This window comes from Streptomyces sp. NPDC102259 (assembly GCF_044766465.1).
Taxonomy (GTDB): Bacteria; Actinomycetota; Actinomycetes; order Streptomycetales; family Streptomycetaceae; genus Streptomyces.
Genome location: NZ_JBIWMA010000023.1, coordinates 65,577 through 81,903, shown reverse-complemented (window position 1 = coordinate 81,903; position 16,327 = coordinate 65,577). Strand labels below are relative to the sequence as shown.

17 protein-coding genes are annotated in these 16,327 nt (G+C 70.5%); 7 read left to right on the top strand and 10 right to left on the bottom strand.

The window, feature by feature from the left end; translation table 11 throughout:
- The first annotated feature begins 14 nt into the window (after window positions 1-14).
- Both ACIRPU_RS35755 and ACIRPU_RS35750 read left to right on the top strand, forming a co-directional pair.
- Window positions 15-1,091 (top strand): PIG-L deacetylase family protein, encoded by a 1,077-nt coding sequence (locus tag ACIRPU_RS35755; RefSeq protein ID WP_403874867.1) that lies wholly within the window; start codon window positions 15-17, stop codon window positions 1,089-1,091.
- Window positions 1,092-1,104: 13 nt separating this feature from the next.
- On the top strand, window positions 1,105-1,800 hold the full coding sequence (locus ACIRPU_RS35750; RefSeq protein ID WP_403874865.1) for an alpha/beta fold hydrolase: 696 nt from the start codon (window positions 1,105-1,107) through the stop codon (window positions 1,798-1,800).
- Between the two features lie 10 nt (window positions 1,801-1,810).
- On the opposite strand, the gene ACIRPU_RS35745 is transcribed toward ACIRPU_RS35750, so the two are convergent.
- Window positions 1,811-2,191, bottom strand: coding sequence for an S-adenosylmethionine decarboxylase (locus ACIRPU_RS35745; protein WP_355704316.1), 381 nt, complete (start codon window positions 2,189-2,191; stop codon window positions 1,811-1,813).
- Window positions 2,192-2,404: 213 nt separating this feature from the next.
- On the opposite strand from ACIRPU_RS35745, the gene ACIRPU_RS35740 reads away from it, so the two are divergent.
- The 4 genes from ACIRPU_RS35740 (at window position 2,405) to ACIRPU_RS35725 (ending at window position 7,174) form a co-directional block, all read left to right on the top strand.
- A complete protein-coding gene (locus tag ACIRPU_RS35740) occupies window positions 2,405-3,535 on the top strand; it encodes a BtrH N-terminal domain-containing protein (protein ID WP_403874862.1) in 1,131 nt (376 codons plus the stop codon).
- Window positions 3,536-4,114: 579 nt separating this feature from the next.
- Window positions 4,115-4,366: an acyl carrier protein gene (locus tag ACIRPU_RS35735; RefSeq protein ID WP_355704318.1), complete on the top strand. Its 252-nt coding sequence runs from the start codon at window positions 4,115-4,117 to the stop codon at window positions 4,364-4,366.
- A 148-nt stretch (window positions 4,367-4,514) separates the two neighbouring features.
- Window positions 4,515-5,432 carry a TIGR03564 family F420-dependent LLM class oxidoreductase gene (locus tag ACIRPU_RS35730; RefSeq protein ID WP_403874860.1) on the top strand — a complete coding sequence of 306 codons (918 nt, stop codon included), beginning with the start codon at window positions 4,515-4,517 and terminating at the stop codon, window positions 5,430-5,432.
- A gap of 461 nt (window positions 5,433-5,893) precedes the next feature.
- A complete protein-coding gene (locus ACIRPU_RS35725) occupies window positions 5,894-7,174 on the top strand; it encodes a DUF3533 domain-containing protein (protein ID WP_403874858.1) in 1,281 nt (426 codons plus the stop codon).
- 114 nt (window positions 7,175-7,288) lie between these two features.
- On the opposite strand, the gene ACIRPU_RS35720 is transcribed toward ACIRPU_RS35725, so the two are convergent.
- Both ACIRPU_RS35720 and ACIRPU_RS35715 read right to left on the bottom strand, forming a co-directional pair.
- The gene (locus ACIRPU_RS35720) at window positions 7,289-7,810 is read right to left on the bottom strand and encodes an ATP-binding protein (RefSeq protein ID WP_403874856.1); all 522 of its coding nucleotides are present in this window, start codon (window positions 7,808-7,810) and stop codon (window positions 7,289-7,291) included.
- A 229-nt stretch (window positions 7,811-8,039) separates the two neighbouring features.
- Entirely contained in the window at window positions 8,040-8,618 is a 579-nt protein-coding gene (locus ACIRPU_RS35715; RefSeq protein ID WP_403874854.1) for a dihydrofolate reductase family protein, read from the bottom strand.
- Window positions 8,619-8,886: 268 nt separating this feature from the next.
- Between ACIRPU_RS35715 and ACIRPU_RS35710 the strand changes: the two genes are divergently transcribed.
- Window positions 8,887-9,381 carry a lamin tail domain-containing protein gene (locus ACIRPU_RS35710; RefSeq protein WP_403874852.1) on the top strand — a complete coding sequence of 165 codons (495 nt, stop codon included), beginning with the start codon at window positions 8,887-8,889 and terminating at the stop codon, window positions 9,379-9,381.
- A 142-nt stretch (window positions 9,382-9,523) separates the two neighbouring features.
- On the opposite strand, the gene ACIRPU_RS35705 is transcribed toward ACIRPU_RS35710, so the two are convergent.
- The 7 genes from ACIRPU_RS35705 to ACIRPU_RS35675 form a co-directional block, all read right to left on the bottom strand.
- Window positions 9,524-10,072, bottom strand: a complete 549-nt coding sequence (locus ACIRPU_RS35705) for a DUF1062 domain-containing protein (RefSeq protein WP_403874850.1) — start codon at window positions 10,070-10,072, stop codon at window positions 9,524-9,526.
- Window positions 10,073-10,418: 346 nt separating this feature from the next.
- Window positions 10,419-11,654 carry a cytochrome P450 gene (locus ACIRPU_RS35700; RefSeq protein WP_403874848.1) on the bottom strand — a complete coding sequence of 412 codons (1,236 nt, stop codon included), beginning with the start codon at window positions 11,652-11,654 and terminating at the stop codon, window positions 10,419-10,421.
- A gap of 2 nt (window positions 11,655-11,656) precedes the next feature.
- Window positions 11,657-12,874: a cytochrome P450 gene (locus tag ACIRPU_RS35695; RefSeq protein WP_403874846.1), complete on the bottom strand. Its 1,218-nt coding sequence runs from the start codon at window positions 12,872-12,874 to the stop codon at window positions 11,657-11,659.
- Window positions 12,871-13,497, bottom strand: coding sequence for a GTP-binding protein (locus ACIRPU_RS35690; RefSeq protein ID WP_403874844.1), 627 nt, complete (start codon window positions 13,495-13,497; stop codon window positions 12,871-12,873). The genes ACIRPU_RS35695 and ACIRPU_RS35690 overlap by 4 nt, the downstream gene beginning before the upstream one ends.
- Entirely contained in the window at window positions 13,478-13,825 is a 348-nt protein-coding gene (locus ACIRPU_RS35685; protein WP_314225445.1) for a DUF742 domain-containing protein, read from the bottom strand. Before ACIRPU_RS35685 ends, ACIRPU_RS35690 begins: the two co-directional genes overlap by 20 nt.
- Window positions 13,822-14,229 carry a roadblock/LC7 domain-containing protein gene (locus ACIRPU_RS35680; RefSeq protein ID WP_020126464.1) on the bottom strand — a complete coding sequence of 136 codons (408 nt, stop codon included), beginning with the start codon at window positions 14,227-14,229 and terminating at the stop codon, window positions 13,822-13,824. The genes ACIRPU_RS35685 and ACIRPU_RS35680 overlap by 4 nt, the downstream gene beginning before the upstream one ends.
- Window positions 14,226-15,809: an ATP-binding protein gene (locus ACIRPU_RS35675; protein WP_403874841.1), complete on the bottom strand. Its 1,584-nt coding sequence runs from the start codon at window positions 15,807-15,809 to the stop codon at window positions 14,226-14,228. Before ACIRPU_RS35675 ends, ACIRPU_RS35680 begins: the two co-directional genes overlap by 4 nt.
- Window positions 15,810-16,327 lie beyond the last annotated feature (518 nt).

Below are 16,327 nucleotides of genomic sequence, written 5' to 3'. Positions count from 1 at the left end.
CTACACTCCTGCGCATGCCAGAGCGCCCCTCTCCCGCCCCCTTGGTCCGGCGCACCACGCACGCACTCTTGGCGGACGACCGGCCGATTCGGCTGCCGCACACCGATTTCGACGGTTCCGAGGTGGTGCGGTTCCTCGGCGAGCCGGTCGATCCGGCCGTCTTCCCCTCGTCGGCCGCGGAACTGTGGCACGCGTGCGACGGCACCCGTCCGTACCGCTCCTGGCCGCCCCAGGAACGGGAGTTGATCGCCGGCTGGCACGCGGCGGGCCTGGTGGTCGCCGCTCCGCCGCCCCGCTCACAGCCGTCACGCGCCCTGACCCTGCTGTCTCCCCATCCGGACGACGCCCAACTCGCCCTGGGCGGACTGCTCGCCCGGTTCGGCGGCCGGGTGGTGGACGTGTTCTCGCATGAGACGTGGACGCGCCGCCCCCACTATCGGGGCCGTCCCTCGCTGGCCTCACGCCTGCTGCTGGAGGAGGAGCGGGTGGCGTGCGCGGTGCTGGGCGCGGAGCTGACCGTGCTCGGCCATGTGGACGCTGCCGACCGCGCCGCCTGGCGGGACGGCTACTTCATCGGGCCGCAGGCCGTGGACGCGGCCCGTGCGACGGAGCCGGAGCTGTTCGAGCGCGTCAGCGCCGATCTGGCCGCCGAGGTGGCGGGCGGTGGCCTGGTGCTCGTCCCGCTGGCCGTGGGCGGCCATGTCGACCACGTCCTGACCCGGCAGGCCGCGTTGGAGCTGATCGCCCGCAAGACGCTGGAGCCCGAACGGGTCGCGTTCTACGAGGACATGCCGTACTCGCTGTTCGCGGACGCCACGGCCGAAGCCGGCCGGCTGGCGGTCGGCCCCGAGCAGGCCGCGCCGGTCCCGGTGCTGCTCCCGGCGTCGGAGGCGGCGGTACGCGTCAAGCAGGAGGCGCTGTGGCCGTATCGGCTCCAGGTGCTGGAAGCGGTCTCGAAACGGATCGTGCGCCATGGCGGCCGGCTCGGCGCGCCGGGGTGGGCGGAGCGCCTCTGGGTGCTGCCGGAATCCGCCGACATCTTCGGCGAGTTGGCGTCCGCGGCGGCGGAGGAAGCCGCCACGGTCGGGTGAGGGCGGCCTCGGCATGCGACTGCACACACGGGAGTGGGGCGCCGGTGACCGCGTCGCGGTCCTCGTCCACGGCCTCATGGCCGACCACCGCACCTGGCACGAGCTGGTCCCGGTCCTGACCGGGCGGGGCTATCGCGTCCTCGCCGTGGACCTGCGCGGTCACGGCGGCAGCGGCCGGGGCGCCTACGCGCCGCACCTGTTCGCACAGGACCTGCTGGAGACGCTGCCCCGCGGTCCGGAGCTGGCGCTGGGCCATTCGCTCGGCGCCCTGGCCCTGGCGCTCGCCGTGGCGGAGCTGGCCCCGGAGCGTGCCGTCTACTCGGAGCCCGCCTGGCGGCTCGGCGGCCCGGACGGCACCCTCGACCCGGCCGTCTTCACCCTGTTCAAGCGCGCGCCTCGGCTGCTGATCAGGAGTCTGCGCCCGGAGTGGGGAGAGCGCGAGGTCGCGGCCGAGTTGGCGGCGCTGGACGCCTGGGACGAGAGGTCGGCGCTCGCCCTCTCCGCGTACCGCACCGCCGATCACACGCCGGAGAAGCCGCTCGTGCGCTCCCTCGTCCAGGCGGCGGAGCCCAGCACGCTGGTGAGCGGGGAGATGCGGGCGGAGCTGACACGGCGGGGGTTCGAGGTGCGGACCGTGCCGGACGCCACGCACGCGATCCACCGGGACAGCTTCGACGCGTTCCTCACGTCGCTGACGGGGTGGCTGTGAACGGGGCGGGTCAGTGCACCGCGCGCAGCATGCGCGTCACGTTGATCCGCGTGGGCGAGAGACCCAACTCGACGCTCTGCATCATCCGTTCGCCGTTCAGGCGGCCGTACGCGAGCAGGTCGATGTTGGCGAGGCTGAATTCCGGCCAGGTGTGGATGCTCAGGTGCGAGGCGGAGAGAAGGAGGATGGCGGTGACGGCGCCGTTCGGGAAGATGTGCGAGGACTCACCGAGTACCGTGGCGTTTCCCTTTTCGGCGGCCGTGCGCAGGATCTTGAGGAGGCGCTGTTCATCGGTCAGGATGCTGTGGTCGCTCACCCATACGTCGACTGCGTACGAGCACAGATCATCGACGTTTATTCCGTCGGTGGCGGGATTGCTGGAGTTGGTCATGGGGAACCGGAGGCCGCTGATCGCTCGCCCCCGTCTCCTTTCAGATAGGTATGTGCTGGTCCGACGGCCGAAGTGGAGAGTCGGCGAGGCCGGTTCACCGAGGGTCCGGCGGGGCGCAGCGTAGCATCCGACGCGCTCTAGGGCTCGCGTGTGCCCTGCGTCAAGGGGATCACGGGAGGTCACGTCGGATTGGCCGGAACAGTGCGGACGGCGATGGACAACGAAGGAGCGGAGTTCTTGGAGCGGCAGGGCGCATCGAACCGGGATTTCCTGGCACTTGACTGTATTTCGGCGACCTTCGGCATCACGACGGCCTGGCTCGGTCACGACCCGAGCGTTCTGGGAGATCACTGGGGATACCACCGCAGGACGGACGCCGTCGACTCCGAATGGCCCGTGGAACGGATCGGCATCCAGCGTCGGACACCCGAGGAGGTTCTCAGCGAGTGGTACGGGCTGACCGCCGACCACCTTCACCACGCCGACTCGCGACGAGCCGAGGAATACATTCGGGCCCAGTTGTCGGACGGGAATCCGGTGATCGCATGGGTGGACACCTTCCACGTCCCCCACAGCTCGTTCCACCTCCAGCAGCACCATTCACACCGGATAGTGATCCATCCCGGGGACGGCAACGAAGGTGAGAAGGCCGGTTCGTTGCGGATCGTCGACCGCTATCAGGGGTCCCTCTTCGACGGCTTGATGGAGAGCGGCACGCTGTTCACCGCCATGTCCTCGGACGCGCTCGGAGAGGCCCGCAGGGGCGACCCCGACTGGCGGAACCGCACGGTGGTCGTGAAGGCCGGTCCGCTCGCCTCCGAGCAGGCGCGGGAGGCGGTGCGGGAGGAGGCACACGAGGAGACGCGACAGGAGCGGTTCCGCTCCGTCGTCGCGGGGAACGCGCACTTCGCCGCGGGCGCGGATCTGGTGGCCGCGTGCGCCGACGAACTGCGTGCCGCCCCGGACGCCTTCGCCTCGCTCAGCCCCGTGGGCACGATCGAGGTCAGCGCCTGGTTCGGCGAGTTGGCAAGCCAGCGCGCCCTCAACGCGCGCTTCCTGCGGGCCGCCGCCGAGACCTGTGCGCTCCCGCTGCTGCACGATCGGGCCGCCGACGCGGATTCCCTCTCCCGGCGCTGGGAAATGACCCGGAACTATTTCTTCCTGCGCTTCCGGAAGGGGTCTGTCGCGGTACAGCGCATCGCCGATCTCATCACCGAGACGGTGACCCTGGAAAAGGAGTGGAACGAGAGACTGCGGGAATCCCTAGCCGAGCCGGGACCGCAATCCGCCGATCCCGCGTCGAACGGTCCTGATTCCCTCGGTCCGCCCGGAGTCGCCTTGTGAAAGACGCGCCTCGACGCCGTCGGCCGCCACCGCGGATTCCACGCTCACCCGGTGACCGGCGTCGGCAAGGAATGAGTCCCTGCGGACCGCTCGCCGCCGCCTGCTCGCCGGGCCGGTCTCGATGCGGGCGAGCGAGATGGGCCTGAGCTGCGTAGGCGCGCCGGTTCAGGACCTCGGCCGGCACGTCCCGGTCCACGAGCCCGTCGGCGAGCGTGAGGTCGACCAGGCCCGGCGCGCCGTCGTCCCGGGCGGCCGGGATCCCGGCGGTGGGCTGGACCGTGCCGTCGGGGTCGACGCGCAGCGCTCCGTCCCGGCGAAAATGGAGATCCGGAATCGCTCCTCCAGCCGGTTCAGGAATTCCAACGGTTGCAGGGATCCCAAAGCGAGGGAAAGCAAATGCGCATCGGGCGGCATTTCTCTGACGACTCGTCACACCGGCGTACTCGCTCGGGGAAATCGTTGGCCAGACATGAACGGATTGTTTGGAAGGGGCCCCCTTCTTGATCGCGTACGGACTACCCTGGCCGGTACGGGAGCACAGCCGTCACCCGCACACCCCACAGCTTCGAGGAGCAGCCAGTGAACGACCTTTCCTACAGCGACTTCGAATCCGCGCTCCGGCAGTCACTCCCCTTCCTCGACGAGGACACCCCCGTCGACGCGCACGCGAGTCTGACGGAACTGGGCCTGGATTCGCTGACATTGCTCAACCTGGTGGCGGAGCTGGAGGACAGGTTCTCAGTGGAACTGCCGGACGAGATGCTGGTCATGGAGACCTTCGAGACACCGTCGACCCTGTGGAGCAGTCTGTCGAGGCTCCCCCGCGTCTGAGGATCCGCGCGGCGAACCCGCCGTCACCCAGGGCCTGTTGCCGCCGGACGGCAGCGGCGGTTCGGGTGGCCGCGGGTTCACGAGGTCGCCATGAGCTTGTCATGTGCGGTGAGGAATTGCCGTCACGCGCAGCGTAGTTGACCGGGGTATGACCATCGGTGTAGCGCTTTCACTCCAGAACCGGATCGACCCCACGGTGCGTCTCGCGCGGGAGGCCCACGAGGCCGGACTGCGTTCCGCGTGGTTCGGGCAGACCTTCGGGTACGACTCGCCCTCGCTGGCCGCGATCGTCGGCCGCGAGGTGCCGGGACTACAGGTCGGCACCGCCGCGATCCCCGTCTTCGGCCGCCATCCGCTGCTCGTCGCCAGTCAGGCCCAGACCGCCCAGGCCGCCACCGGCGGCTGCTACCACCTCGGACTCGCGCTCGGCACCAAACACCTCACCGAGACGGGCTTCGGCATCCCCTACGAGCGTCCGATCGCCCGGCTCCGCGAGTTCCTCACCGCCCTGCGTCAGTTGGTCGAGACGGGCGGCGCCGACTTCCACGGCGAGCTGCTCACCGCCACCACCCCGCTGCCGGCGACGGTACCGGGCGCCGAACCACCGGTGCCGATCCTGGTCGCGGCCATGGCACCGCAGGCGCTGCGCGTCTCCGGTGAACTCGCCGACGGCATTCTGCCGTTGCTGGCCGGCCCGCGCGCCCTCGCCGAGCACATCGTCCCGGCCGTCACCGCCGCGGCCCGGGCGGCGGGCCGCCCGGCGCCCCGGATCGTGGCCTTCGTTCCCGGCGTGGTCACCGCCGACGTCGAGGGCGTGCGCCGGACCGCGACCGAGACGCTCGCGTTCTACGAACAGTTCCCCTCCTACCAGCGGGTCATCGGCCTCTCCGGCGCCACCCGCGCCGCCGACCTGGCCGTCATCGGCGACGAGGAGACCGTCGCCGCCGAGGTACGGCGTTACCGCGAGGCCGGGGCCACCGAAGTGGTGTTCACCGCGACGGATCTCGGCGGCGAGGACGACCGGCGCCGCACCTGGAAACTGCTCGGAGAACTGGCGAACGGCTGACGCGCCTCGGACCAGCCGGGCGATCCGGTCAGGGCCACCGGCCGCGTGCCAGCTCCCGAGTCCTGCCGGACGCCTGCCGGTCGAGGAACGCCTCGGCCGCGTCGACGCACGGAGGCGCAGACGCACGGACGCACGGACGCACGGACGCACGGACGATCCTGCGCCTGGAGGCCCTGGCCGGACGCGGCGGCGCGAGGTACGGGCGGCCATCGGCATGTCCGCCCCGGCACGTGTCCGCGTCGAGAGCGGGTGCCGACTCGGCAGGGTGAGGCAGGGGTGGCCCCATCCGGCTGGTGCCGCGTCTCTCGACAGACTGTCTGCACTCCGGCGGACCGAGGTGCGAGGAGACTTGGGGCGACTCGCCGTACCTCCTCATCCCGGCCGGCAGCCCACGGCGGCCGGTCCCGGCGCGGGCACCCACCCGCCTGACCCCAGACACGCCCCAGACACGACGGAGAACCATGACCGCCGACGGCTCGACCCCCGGCACCGGCCCGCAAGCACGCGCCACCACGCTCCTGCGCCGCCCCAAGCTGTGGCTGGTGCCCACGATCCTCACCGGACTGCTCGCCCTGCTGCTGTCGCTGCTCTACATGGGCGGCGTCGTCAGCCCGCAGAGCGACCTGCACGACCTGCCGATCGCGCTCGTCAACGGCGACACCGGCACGCCGCCGACCGGGCAGAAACAGAACCTCGGCACCCAGGTGGCCGCGGCCATCACCTCGGACTCCACCAGCGACACGGCCGACTGGCGGCAACTGACCCGGGCCCAGGCCCAGGACGAGCTGGACTCGGGCAAGGTCTACGGCGCCCTGGTCATCCCCGCGGACTTCACCGACTCCGTCGCCGCACTCACCAGCGCGAAGGCGACCGCGCGACCCACCATGACCGTGCTGACCAACCCCGCCAAGGGCAGCCTCGGCTCCTCCCTCGCGAGCAAGATCACCACTACGGCGGCCCAGCAGGCCTCCCAGAGCATCGGAAAACAGCTCACGGCCGCCGCCTCGGAAGCGAACTCCACGACCAAGCTGCTGCTCGCCGACCCGGTGAACGTCGTCACCCAGGTCGGTCACCCCCTGGGCAATCACAGCGGCCTCGGTCTGAGCGCCTTCTACTACACCCTGCTGCTCGTGCTGGCCGGCTTCATGGGCGGCAACGTCATCAGCAACGGCGTGGACACCGCCCTCGGATACGCGGACAACGAGATCGGCCCCTGGCACACCCGGCTGCCCACGGTGCCGATCAACCGCACCCAGACACTGCTGCTGAAGATGGCCATGACGGCCGGTATCTCGGTCCTCAGCGTCTCCCTCGTACTGCTCGCCTGCGTGAGCGCCCTCGGTATGGACGCGACCCACATCCCGCTGCTGTGGGTCTACTCGTACTGCGCGACCCTCGCGGTCGGTCTCGGCGTCCAGGCCATCAACGCGGCCTTCGGCGGGATCGGCCAGCTGGTGTCCATGTTCGTGTTCATCGTGCTCGGCCTGCCCTCCTCGGGCGCCACCGTCCCCCTCCAGGCGGTCCCCGACTTCTACCGTTTCCTGTCCCACTTCGAGCCCATGCGCCAGCTCAGCGACGGCGTCCGGGCGATCCTCTACTTCGACGCACGCGGCGACGCCGGGCTGACCCGGGCCTGGATCATGATCGCGATCGGCGCGGCCCTCGGTCTCCTCTTCGGCTTCGCGATGGCCGCCTACTACGACCGCAAGGGCCACAAGCGCCTCACCCCGCAGCCCACCTGAGCGCACGGCCCGACTGCCGTCCTCCGCCGCCTGTCGTTCAGGCCGGAGGCGGCGGAGGCGCTGATACCCATGGGGACGTCACCCCCGCTGGCCGACTCGCGAGCGTGGGGCGCCTCAGCTCCTGACGGCCTCCGCGATCCGCAGAGCGGCCTGGTCGGGCGTGAGGTGCGTGGTGTCGACGACCTCGGCCTCGCCGTGCAGCCAGGTGCGGGCCGCCTCGGCGTAGGGCTCGAGGTAGCTGAGCCGGAACGGGGAGGGGCCGAGAACGGTGTCCCTTTCGATCCGCCCGCGGAGGGTGTCCTGGTCGGCGTGGAGGACGAAGTGCCGCACCGGGATGGCATGTCGGGCGAGGCCCGTGCTGATCTCACGCCAGTACTGCTCGACCAGAACAGTCATGGGCATCACCAGAGTGCCGCCGGTGTAGTCGAGTACGCGGCGGGCGGTCTCGACGACGAGCGGCCGCCACGGCGGCCAGTGCTGGAAGTTGTCCGTCGCGGGCAGCCCCGGCGTGATGTCCATGAGCGTCTCACCGACTTTCTCGGCGTCGAACACCCGTGAATCCGGCACCAGTTGCTGCACGAGTGCACTGGTCGTCGTCTTGCCTGCGCCGTGGGTTCCGTTGAGCCATACGATCATGCGACCCCACGCTAGCGCCGTGCGGGTTCGGACAGGGTGGACCTCCGGTCGCCGTTCTCCCGCGGTCGGCGGGCCCGTCGGTGTGCACGGGGTGGCCCTTGACGCCGAGGGCGTGACACGTGCGGCCGTGGGTGTAGTGGGCGTCCGCGTTGTAGGGCCGTTGCCCGCCGACGACTACACGCGGTTGACCGGTGGTCGGCGCGTCGCGGGCGGTCCTCGAGGGACGGCCTCAGACATGCAGGGTGGGCCGGTAGACGAGCTCTTGGACGTGGCCGTCGAGCGTCCGGTGCTCGATCAGCTCGAGGTCGAAATCGGCCGCACCCCGGAAGATCGGGTCCAGCCCGGTCTGCCCGGTGATCACGGGGAAGAGCGTCACCTGGACGCGATCGACCAGGCCGGCGGCCATCAGCGCCCGGTTCATCGACAGGCTGCCGTGCGAGCGCAACGGCACCTCGGACTCCTCCTTGAGCCGAGCGACGACGTCGACGGCATCACCGCGCACGATGCCCGCGTCCGGCCAGTCGAGGGATCCTTCCAACGTGTTCGACACCACCGTCGCCGGCAAGCTCCTCATCCGTGTGACCCACGGGTCACGCACCTCGGACTCCTCGGTGCTCGAGGCCAGCATCCGCGCGAACGCCCGGTACGTGTTGGCCCCGAAGACCATCCGCTGCTCCTCGTCGTACAGGCCCAGACGGTGGTCGAGCAGCTCAGGGCCCTGCTTACCCCAGTAGCCGGTCCAGTCGCCGCCGGCGGCACCGAAGCCGTCGAGGCTGGAAAAGACGTCGAATGTGTAGGTGGCGGTCATGGTGCTCTCCTCGACTGCGGTTGATCGCGTGTCGTAGATACAGACCGGCGACCACGGCGAGACTCATCGCCCCTGGGCTCCGGGTTTCGGACGTGGGCGGGAGTGGTCGAGCGGTCCGCCAGGGTCTGTCGTTTGGATCAGGTCGGCCTGACCCACGGTGCCCTGTCGGCGGGCCCGAGCGTGCCACACCCCGCGACGCGCGGCATGATCCAAACGACAGGCCCTAGACTCCAGGCGCTCCATTCGCACCACAGAGGGGGGATTCCTCATGCGTATGCGCCACACCCTGGCCGCAGTCGCCGCTGCGGGCACGATCGCCGTGATAGCCGCCGGACCGGCCCAGGCCACCGAGTACACATCCGCGCTGAAGTTCAAGGGCGTTCAGTACGACGCCCCCGGCAGCGACTCCAACCGGTGCTCCGGCGGTAACACCAAGGACGAGTACCTGACGATCAAGAACTACTCCCGCACCGCGACCGTCGACCTCAAGGGCTACGTCGTCAAGGACGCCACGGGCAACAAGTTCACCTTCGCCGCCGGCCACAGGCTCGAGCCCGGCGACTACGTGAAGCTGCGCGGCGGCAAAGGCACCGATTCCGACGCCGGCAACGTCGTCTACCGCCAGAACTGCAACTTCATCTGGAACAACGACAAGGACACCATCTACCTGCTCAAGCCCACCGGCGCCAAGGCGGACGTCCACTCGTACACCAAGCGGGCCGACGACGCGGACGGCAACGGCTACATCAACTACCACGGCTGACACCCCGCCGCGCCCCCTCACGCGGCTGGGGCCTGTCACGGGCCCCAGCCGCGTGCTGGTGGGCCAGCCGAGCCACCGCTCCTGCCCCTGCGGGCCCCTGGCTGCTGGTCCCTGGCTGCCGGTCCCTGGTACCGAGGAAGGCTCAGCGTTTGAGCGTGAAGGTGAAGTCGCCGGAGAGTTTGCCGCTCAGCCGGACCGCCGAAACGAGGTTCCCCTCCGTGATCAGTCTCTCGACCTCGGCCCGTGAAAGGCCGCACCCCTCGGCGATCAGTCGCACCGGCCGGACAGGGATCCGCGCCGCGAAGCGGACCGAGACGTCGATCACCTCGCGGTCCAGGTGATCCGAACCGCCGGTGTCGAGGCGCCAGGCGTCGTCCCAGTCGAGGGCGATGCGACTACGGCGCCGCACGACCGGATCCTGGAGCAACTCGGCTGTCAGGCCAGGGTCGTTGCCATGCAGCCGGTCCAGCAGCTCAGGTCGTACGGAGCGCACGTTCATCCGCTCCAGGATCGTGAGCTTCGCTGTTTCCCCGCAGGCGGTACAGAGCACGAGGAGCCAGGCGTCGATGAGCTTGTGGTGTGCGTTGACGCGGAATTTTCCGCTTGCCCGGAAGCGCTCGGACGCGCACGCGTGGCAGCGGCGGATGACGAGCGGGAGGCAGGTGGGCACGACCACCCAGTTTTCGAGCACAGAAGTACACCGGTTTCAGTGAGAAGTCCGCAGCAAAAAGGAGCGCGGCGCAGATGCGCGACGCGCGACGATTCAGCGCTCGGGAGGTCTCACACGGTGTACAACGGCACGTCCTTGCCTGGACTACTTGGTTCGGCAGCACGGTAGTGGCGCACAGCGGCGCTGTTCCACTGGTTTTCGAGCGCCTCACCGCGCAGGTTCTGTTCGAGGATCCCGCTCGGCCCGCAGAGGCGGGACGAGCTCCCGTCCCGGCTCGGGGGTCACGGGACGGGAGCTCGTCACCTGTCTCTTCTTCGCGGCACGGCCGTACGGATGCACGGGTGGTGAAGTCGTGCTCGAAAGCGCGTCAGACGGTCGGGGAGGTGAGCCGTACGGGGAGCTCGAAGAGGTCGTTCTGGGTCACCACCGGCTTGTTGCGCAGGACCGACGGCGCCACCGCCAGGTCCAGTCCGGGGAAACGGGCGTACAGCGCGGGCAGTGCCACGCCCGCCTCCAGACGGGACAGCGCGGCGCCGGGGCAGACGTGCGGGCCGTGGCCGAAGGATATGTGGCGGGTGCGTGTCTCACGGGTGATGTCGAAGTCGCCGGCCGAGGGGCCGTGCGCCTCCTCGTCGCGGCCTATCGCGCCGTAGGAGACGATGAGCGCGTCGCCCGCGGGAATGACACGGTCGCCGACCGGCACGTCCTCGGTCGCGAACCGGATCAGCACGTGCGACGTCGGCGTCGACCAGCGCAGGGTCTCCTCGATCACCGCGGACCAGTCCGCCGCGCCCGACAGGACCAGTGCCCGCTGGTCGGGGTGGGTGGAGAGGTTGACGACGGCGTTGACGATGAGGGAGATGGTCGTCTCGTGGCCGGCGGCGACCATGAGCTGGAGCGTGGAGACGATCTCCTCGTCGGTGAGACGGTCGCCGTCCTCCGAGGCCAGGACGAGCGCGCTGGTCAGATCGTCACCGGGCTCGGCACGCTTGGCGGCGACGGTCTCGGCCATGGTCCCCGCCAGTTCGACGAGGGTGGCGACGACCTCCGCGGGCGGGGTCTGGGTGGAGAAGAACTTCTCGAACAGCACCTTCAGCCGCGGCAGCCGGCTCTCCTCGATGCCCATGAGGTCGGCGATGACGTACATCGGCAGGGGGTAGGCGAACTCCGCCTTCAGGTCGACGACCTCGGCGTCGGCGGGCAGCCGGTCCAGCAGTCGTCCAGTGAGTTCCGTAATCCGCTCACGCATCGCCTCCACCCGGCGCGGGGTGAGGGCCTGGGCGACGAGGCCGCGCATCCTGCGGTGGTCGGCGCCGTCCACGGTCAGCATGGAGCGGCCCGGGTTGGCCAGGCCGATCAGGGGCCAGTCGGCCGGAATCTCGCCGCGCTGCCAGGCGCCCCACACGTTGATGTCCTTGACCAGCCTGGGGTCCGTCAGCAGCGCCCTGGCCTCGGCGTGCCGGGTGACCGCCCACACCGGGACCCCGCCGGGCAGTTCGACCGCGGCCAGCGGTCCCGCCGCCCGCAGCTTGGCGCTCTCCCCGTCCAGGTCGGTGACGAACGGATCCAGGGGAATCCGCAGCTCTTCGGTTCCGAACGTCATGATCAGTTGCCTCCCAGGGCAGGGGTGGGTGTGAACCGCACGGGCAGTTCCGTCAGCCCGCGCAGCCAGGGCGAGGGGCGGCGGGTCAGCGCATCGGCCGGGACGTCGAGATCGATGTCGGGCAGCCGGTCCAGGACGACCTCGATCCCCGTCCGGGCGATCACCTCGGCGACCTCCTGGGCCGGGAACGGACAGCGGTGCTCCCCGTGACCGAAGGAGAAGTGGGCGCTGTTGCCGCCGGTGAGCTCGTCTCCGACGGGGCGCACCTGAGGGTCGGAGTTGGCCGCCTGCAGACCGAGGATGAGCAGGTCCCCGGCCCGGATGTGCTGCCCGCCGAGGTGGGTGTCCCGCGAGGCCCAGCGCCCTGCCACGTTCTGGCTGGGCGTGTCCTCCCAGAGCACCTCGTTCATCGCCTCCGCGACGCTGTTGCGGCCGCCGAAGAGCGAGGCGGCGAAACGGGAGTCGGTGAGCATCAGCCGCAGCGAGTTGCCGATCCAGTCGGCGGTGGGCTGGTGTCCGGCCGCCATCATCACCATGAGGTCCTGGGCGATCTCCTCGTCGGTGAAACCGCCGGGGTCGGACAGCATGCGGGAGACGACGTCGTCGGCGGGCGCGGCCCGGCGCACGGCGAGCAACTCGCCCATGGAGGCGGCCAGATGGGACTGTCCGGCGAGGGCGCGCTCCCGGCCGTCGATCATGTCGTTGAGCGCGGTGACCAGGCCCGGGCCGTCCTCGTCGGAGAAGCCGTACAGTCGCGCCAGGACGCGTACGGGCAGCAGCATGGCGTACTGGCCGATGAGATCGGCCGTTCCCTCGGCGCACAGCGCGTCGATCAGTTCGTCGGCGAACCGCTCGGCGTGGCGGCGCAGCCGGGTCGGGTCGCTCGCCTCCAGCGCGTTGCTGATCATGGCGGCCCGGTCGCGGTGCCGCTCACCGACCGTGTAGAGGATCGACGGCTGCTTGCGGCCGATCATCGGCAGCAGGGGCCAGTCGCCGGGGATCGTGTCCCACTGGTTCCACAGCTCCGAGTCGCGGCTGAACAGGACGGGGTCGCCCGTGACCTGGTGCAGTTCGCGGTAGCCGAGGATGAGCCAGGCGGGGACGCCGCCGTCCAGCAGGACAGGGGTGACGGCGCCGTGCCGCGCACGCATCTCCCGGTACAGCCGGGCGGGGTCGGTCTGGAAGCGCGGTCCGCTGAGCGGAACGGCGTCGGTGCTCACACGAACTCCCGTGGTGAAGCGGCGGCGTGGGCCCGCTGCCCGGCGTACCGGCTCTGGATGTGCTGGACGAGCGTGATGAGGACCTGCTTGCTGGACTCCCGGGTACGGGCGTCGCAGTCGATCAGGGGCACCTGCGGATCGAGGTCGAGGGCCTCACGGACGTCGCTGTGCGCGTGGCGGGCGCCGCCGAAGTCGTTGCAGGCCACGATGAACGGCGTGCCGTGGCGCTCCAGGCGGTCGATCGCGTACCAGGAATCGTCGATGCGACGGGTGTCGACCAGGACGACGGCGCCGAGAGTTCCGGAGAACAGCCGGTCCCACAGGAACCAGAAGCGTTCCTGGCCGGGCGCGCCGAAGAGGTACAGCACGTTGCGCTCGTCGAGGGTGATCCGGCCGAAGTCGAAGGCCACGGTGGTCGCGGTCTTCCCGCGGATCTCGCTGATGTCGTCGACCGTCTCGCCGGCCCTCGTCATCGTCTCCTCGGTGTTGAGGGGGCGGATCTCGCTGACCGAACGGACCATGGTCGTCTTTCCGACGCCGAAGCCGCCCACGACCACGATCTTCAGACCGTTGTCGGCGGTGGCACCCAGGGGGGTGCGCACGTCAGAGGTTGCGGAGTCCAACGAGCACCTGCTCCAAGACGTCGGGATCGGGAAGGGCGGAGTTGCGGGGGTGACGGGCGCTGACCCGGCCGGCGGCGAGCAGGTCGGACAGCAGGATCTTGGTGATGCTCACGGGAAGCCCCAGTTCGGCGGCGACCTCCACCACGGCGGTGGGTGCCTGCGTCAGTCTGAGGACTGCCGCGTGCTCGGACTGCATGCCGACGGTGGGGTCGCTCTCGGCCACGACCAGTGTCACCAGGTCGAAGGGACTGTCGGGCCCCGAGCGGCTGCGTCCCCCGGTGAGGGTGTAGAGCCGGTCGGGGGCGTCGTCCCTGCCCGGCCGCTTCACGCCGTGCGGGGCGGGGCCGTCAGGTGCTCGCCGAGCTGTTCCACCAGCTCGCTCATGTTGTGCCCGACGAGTCCGGGTTCGGCCTCCTCGGTGGTGACCACGGCCAGGTGCGCGCCTTCACCGGCCTCCACGATGAACAGCGTTCCGCCGTAGAACTCGGTCATCGAGGAACGCACGCCTCCGCTGCCGTCGCCGAACTCGACCGAGGCGCCGTGCGACAGCGACTGGATGCCGGCGGCGATGGCGGCGAGCTGGTCGGCCTGGTCGACCGTCAGTTCCGGGGTACGGCACAGCTTCAACCCGTCGCGGGAGAGCACGAGGGCGTGCCGTGCGCCCGGGGTGCGCTCAAGGAGTCCTTCTATGAGCCAGGTGAGCTTCTCGTCGGCGGTGGTCGTGCCGGTCATGAAGTGGTGTCGCCTTCCGGGTGCGAGGGGGTGGGACTGCCGGGAGCCGTCTCGGTCTGCGGGGACGGCGTGGCGTGCGAGTCGTCGGGGGCGGCCGGCAGCGGGTGCCCGCCCGTGCGTTCCGCCGGACCGGCGGCGCGCACCGCCTGGCGGAAGGCTCCGAAGCGGTTGGCGCGGGTGCGGATGTCCTCGGGCGGGTCCGTGCGGCGCTCGGCGCTCTGGGCGGCGGCGCGTGCGCCCTCGGCGGCGGCCAGGGTGCGGCCGCGCCGGCGCTTGGGCAGCCCGTCGCCCGTCTGCGGGGCGTCGGCGCCGGTCTCCGCGTGGGGCTGGACGTGCTCCGGGGGCGTGGCGGCTTCGGCGGGAGCGGACGCTCCGCGGTCCGGCTGCGGGGCGCGCGTCGGGGCGCTGTGGGCCGGCGGGTCCGCCGGACGTCGCACGGGGGACGACGCCACGGTGAGGATGTCCTGGGGGATGAGCATGAGCACACCGGTGCCGCCCCGCGCGGAGGGCCGGAAGGACACCTTCATGCCGTGCTTGCGGGAGAGACGTCCCACCACGGCGAGACCGAGCCGGGTGCCGGTGAGTCCGCCGAGTCCGCCCGCGTCGCCGGAGACGGCCTGTTCCGCACGGCGCAGCTGGACGTCGCTCATGACGAGCCCGCTGTCCTCCACCGAGACGATGACGCCGGCCGGCACTTCCTCGACGTAGACGTGCACCTCGGCGTTGGGGGGCGAGAAGTTGGCGGCGTTGTCCAGCACTTCGGCGAGCGCGTGCATCACGCCCTCGGCCGCGTGTCCGGCCACCGCGGTGTCGCTGACGGAGTGCAGGCGGATGCGCTGGTAACCGCTGATCCGGCCCATGGCGCCGCGCAGAACGGACTCCATGGAGATGGGGCGCGCCCAACGGCGTCCCGAACGCGCGCCGGTGAGGACGGCGACGGAGTCGGCGAGACGGCCGGCCTGGGCGGTGCGGTGGTCCAGGTGCAGCAGGTCGGCGAGGACGTCCTCGTCGCTGTGCCGTTCCTCCATGGCGCGCAGGTCGGCCAGGGTGCCGGTGGCCAGTGCCTGCATCCTCGCCGCCGCGTTGGCCGTCGCGGAGATCGCGGTGTCGCGGTCGCCCAGGGCGCGGTCGAGCTGCTCGGAGAGCCTGCGCACCTCGGCCGCGAGCCGGACCCGCTCGGCCTCGGCCTCCTGGGCGCGCACGGCGCGTTCCCTGGTGAACTCCTCGGCGAGCCGGGCTCGTTCGTGTGCGGTGGCGTCGGTGTGCCGTTGGTGTTCACGGCGCCATCGCTCCGCCTGGAGGTCGCGCTCCTGGGCGGCCCGCTCGGCCTCGGCGGTCGCCGTCAGCAGCGCGGCACGTACGGAGCGCCCGGCGCGCCGCGCGTGCACGGCGACGGTGACGGCCACGCACAACAGCACCGCGGCGGTGGCGCCGCCGCAGCCCACGAGCGTCTGCGCCGACTCGGGTACTACCGTGACGGCCCATATGACGGCAAGGGCGGACAGTGCAGCGGTCAGCAGAGGTAGGGGAAGCAGCGAACGGATGGTGGATCGGTCGCCGGAAGGGGCGGGCGCGGTCATCGCTCAGGTCCTCGGGTGGCCGCTCGGGAACGCGACCCTTGTGTTGTCCTAAGGGGCAGATAGTGCACAGAAGTTTGTAGTCGGTGATCAACCGGGCGTCACTATACGAGAGTTTCGATCACCCCGAACAGTGTTCGATCAGCACAGTTCACAGAACTGCCCTTCAAGGGACGCCACATGACGGCGCCGAACGACACCACTCGACGGACGCCTCCCCCGGCTGACCAGACATTCTTTGTGCGGGCTATGTGGGATGTGCGGGCTGCGTGGGATGTGCGGGGCTGTTCCGGGGTTCCGGGGCGCGCCTGTGCTCGCCGGGCTGACGATGTCGCCCCCTCCCGGATCTCGTCCCGATCGTGGCGAAGTCCGCGCTCGACGCCCCGCCGAGCCGGACGCCGATGAACACCTCTGTAACGCCATCCCGTGACTTGAGCGAAGAACGCCTCGGGGAAATCATCTGTAAAGCGTCCGCTCCCTGCGCAAGGACCCACGCGACGCGGCACGTTCACGGTATTCCG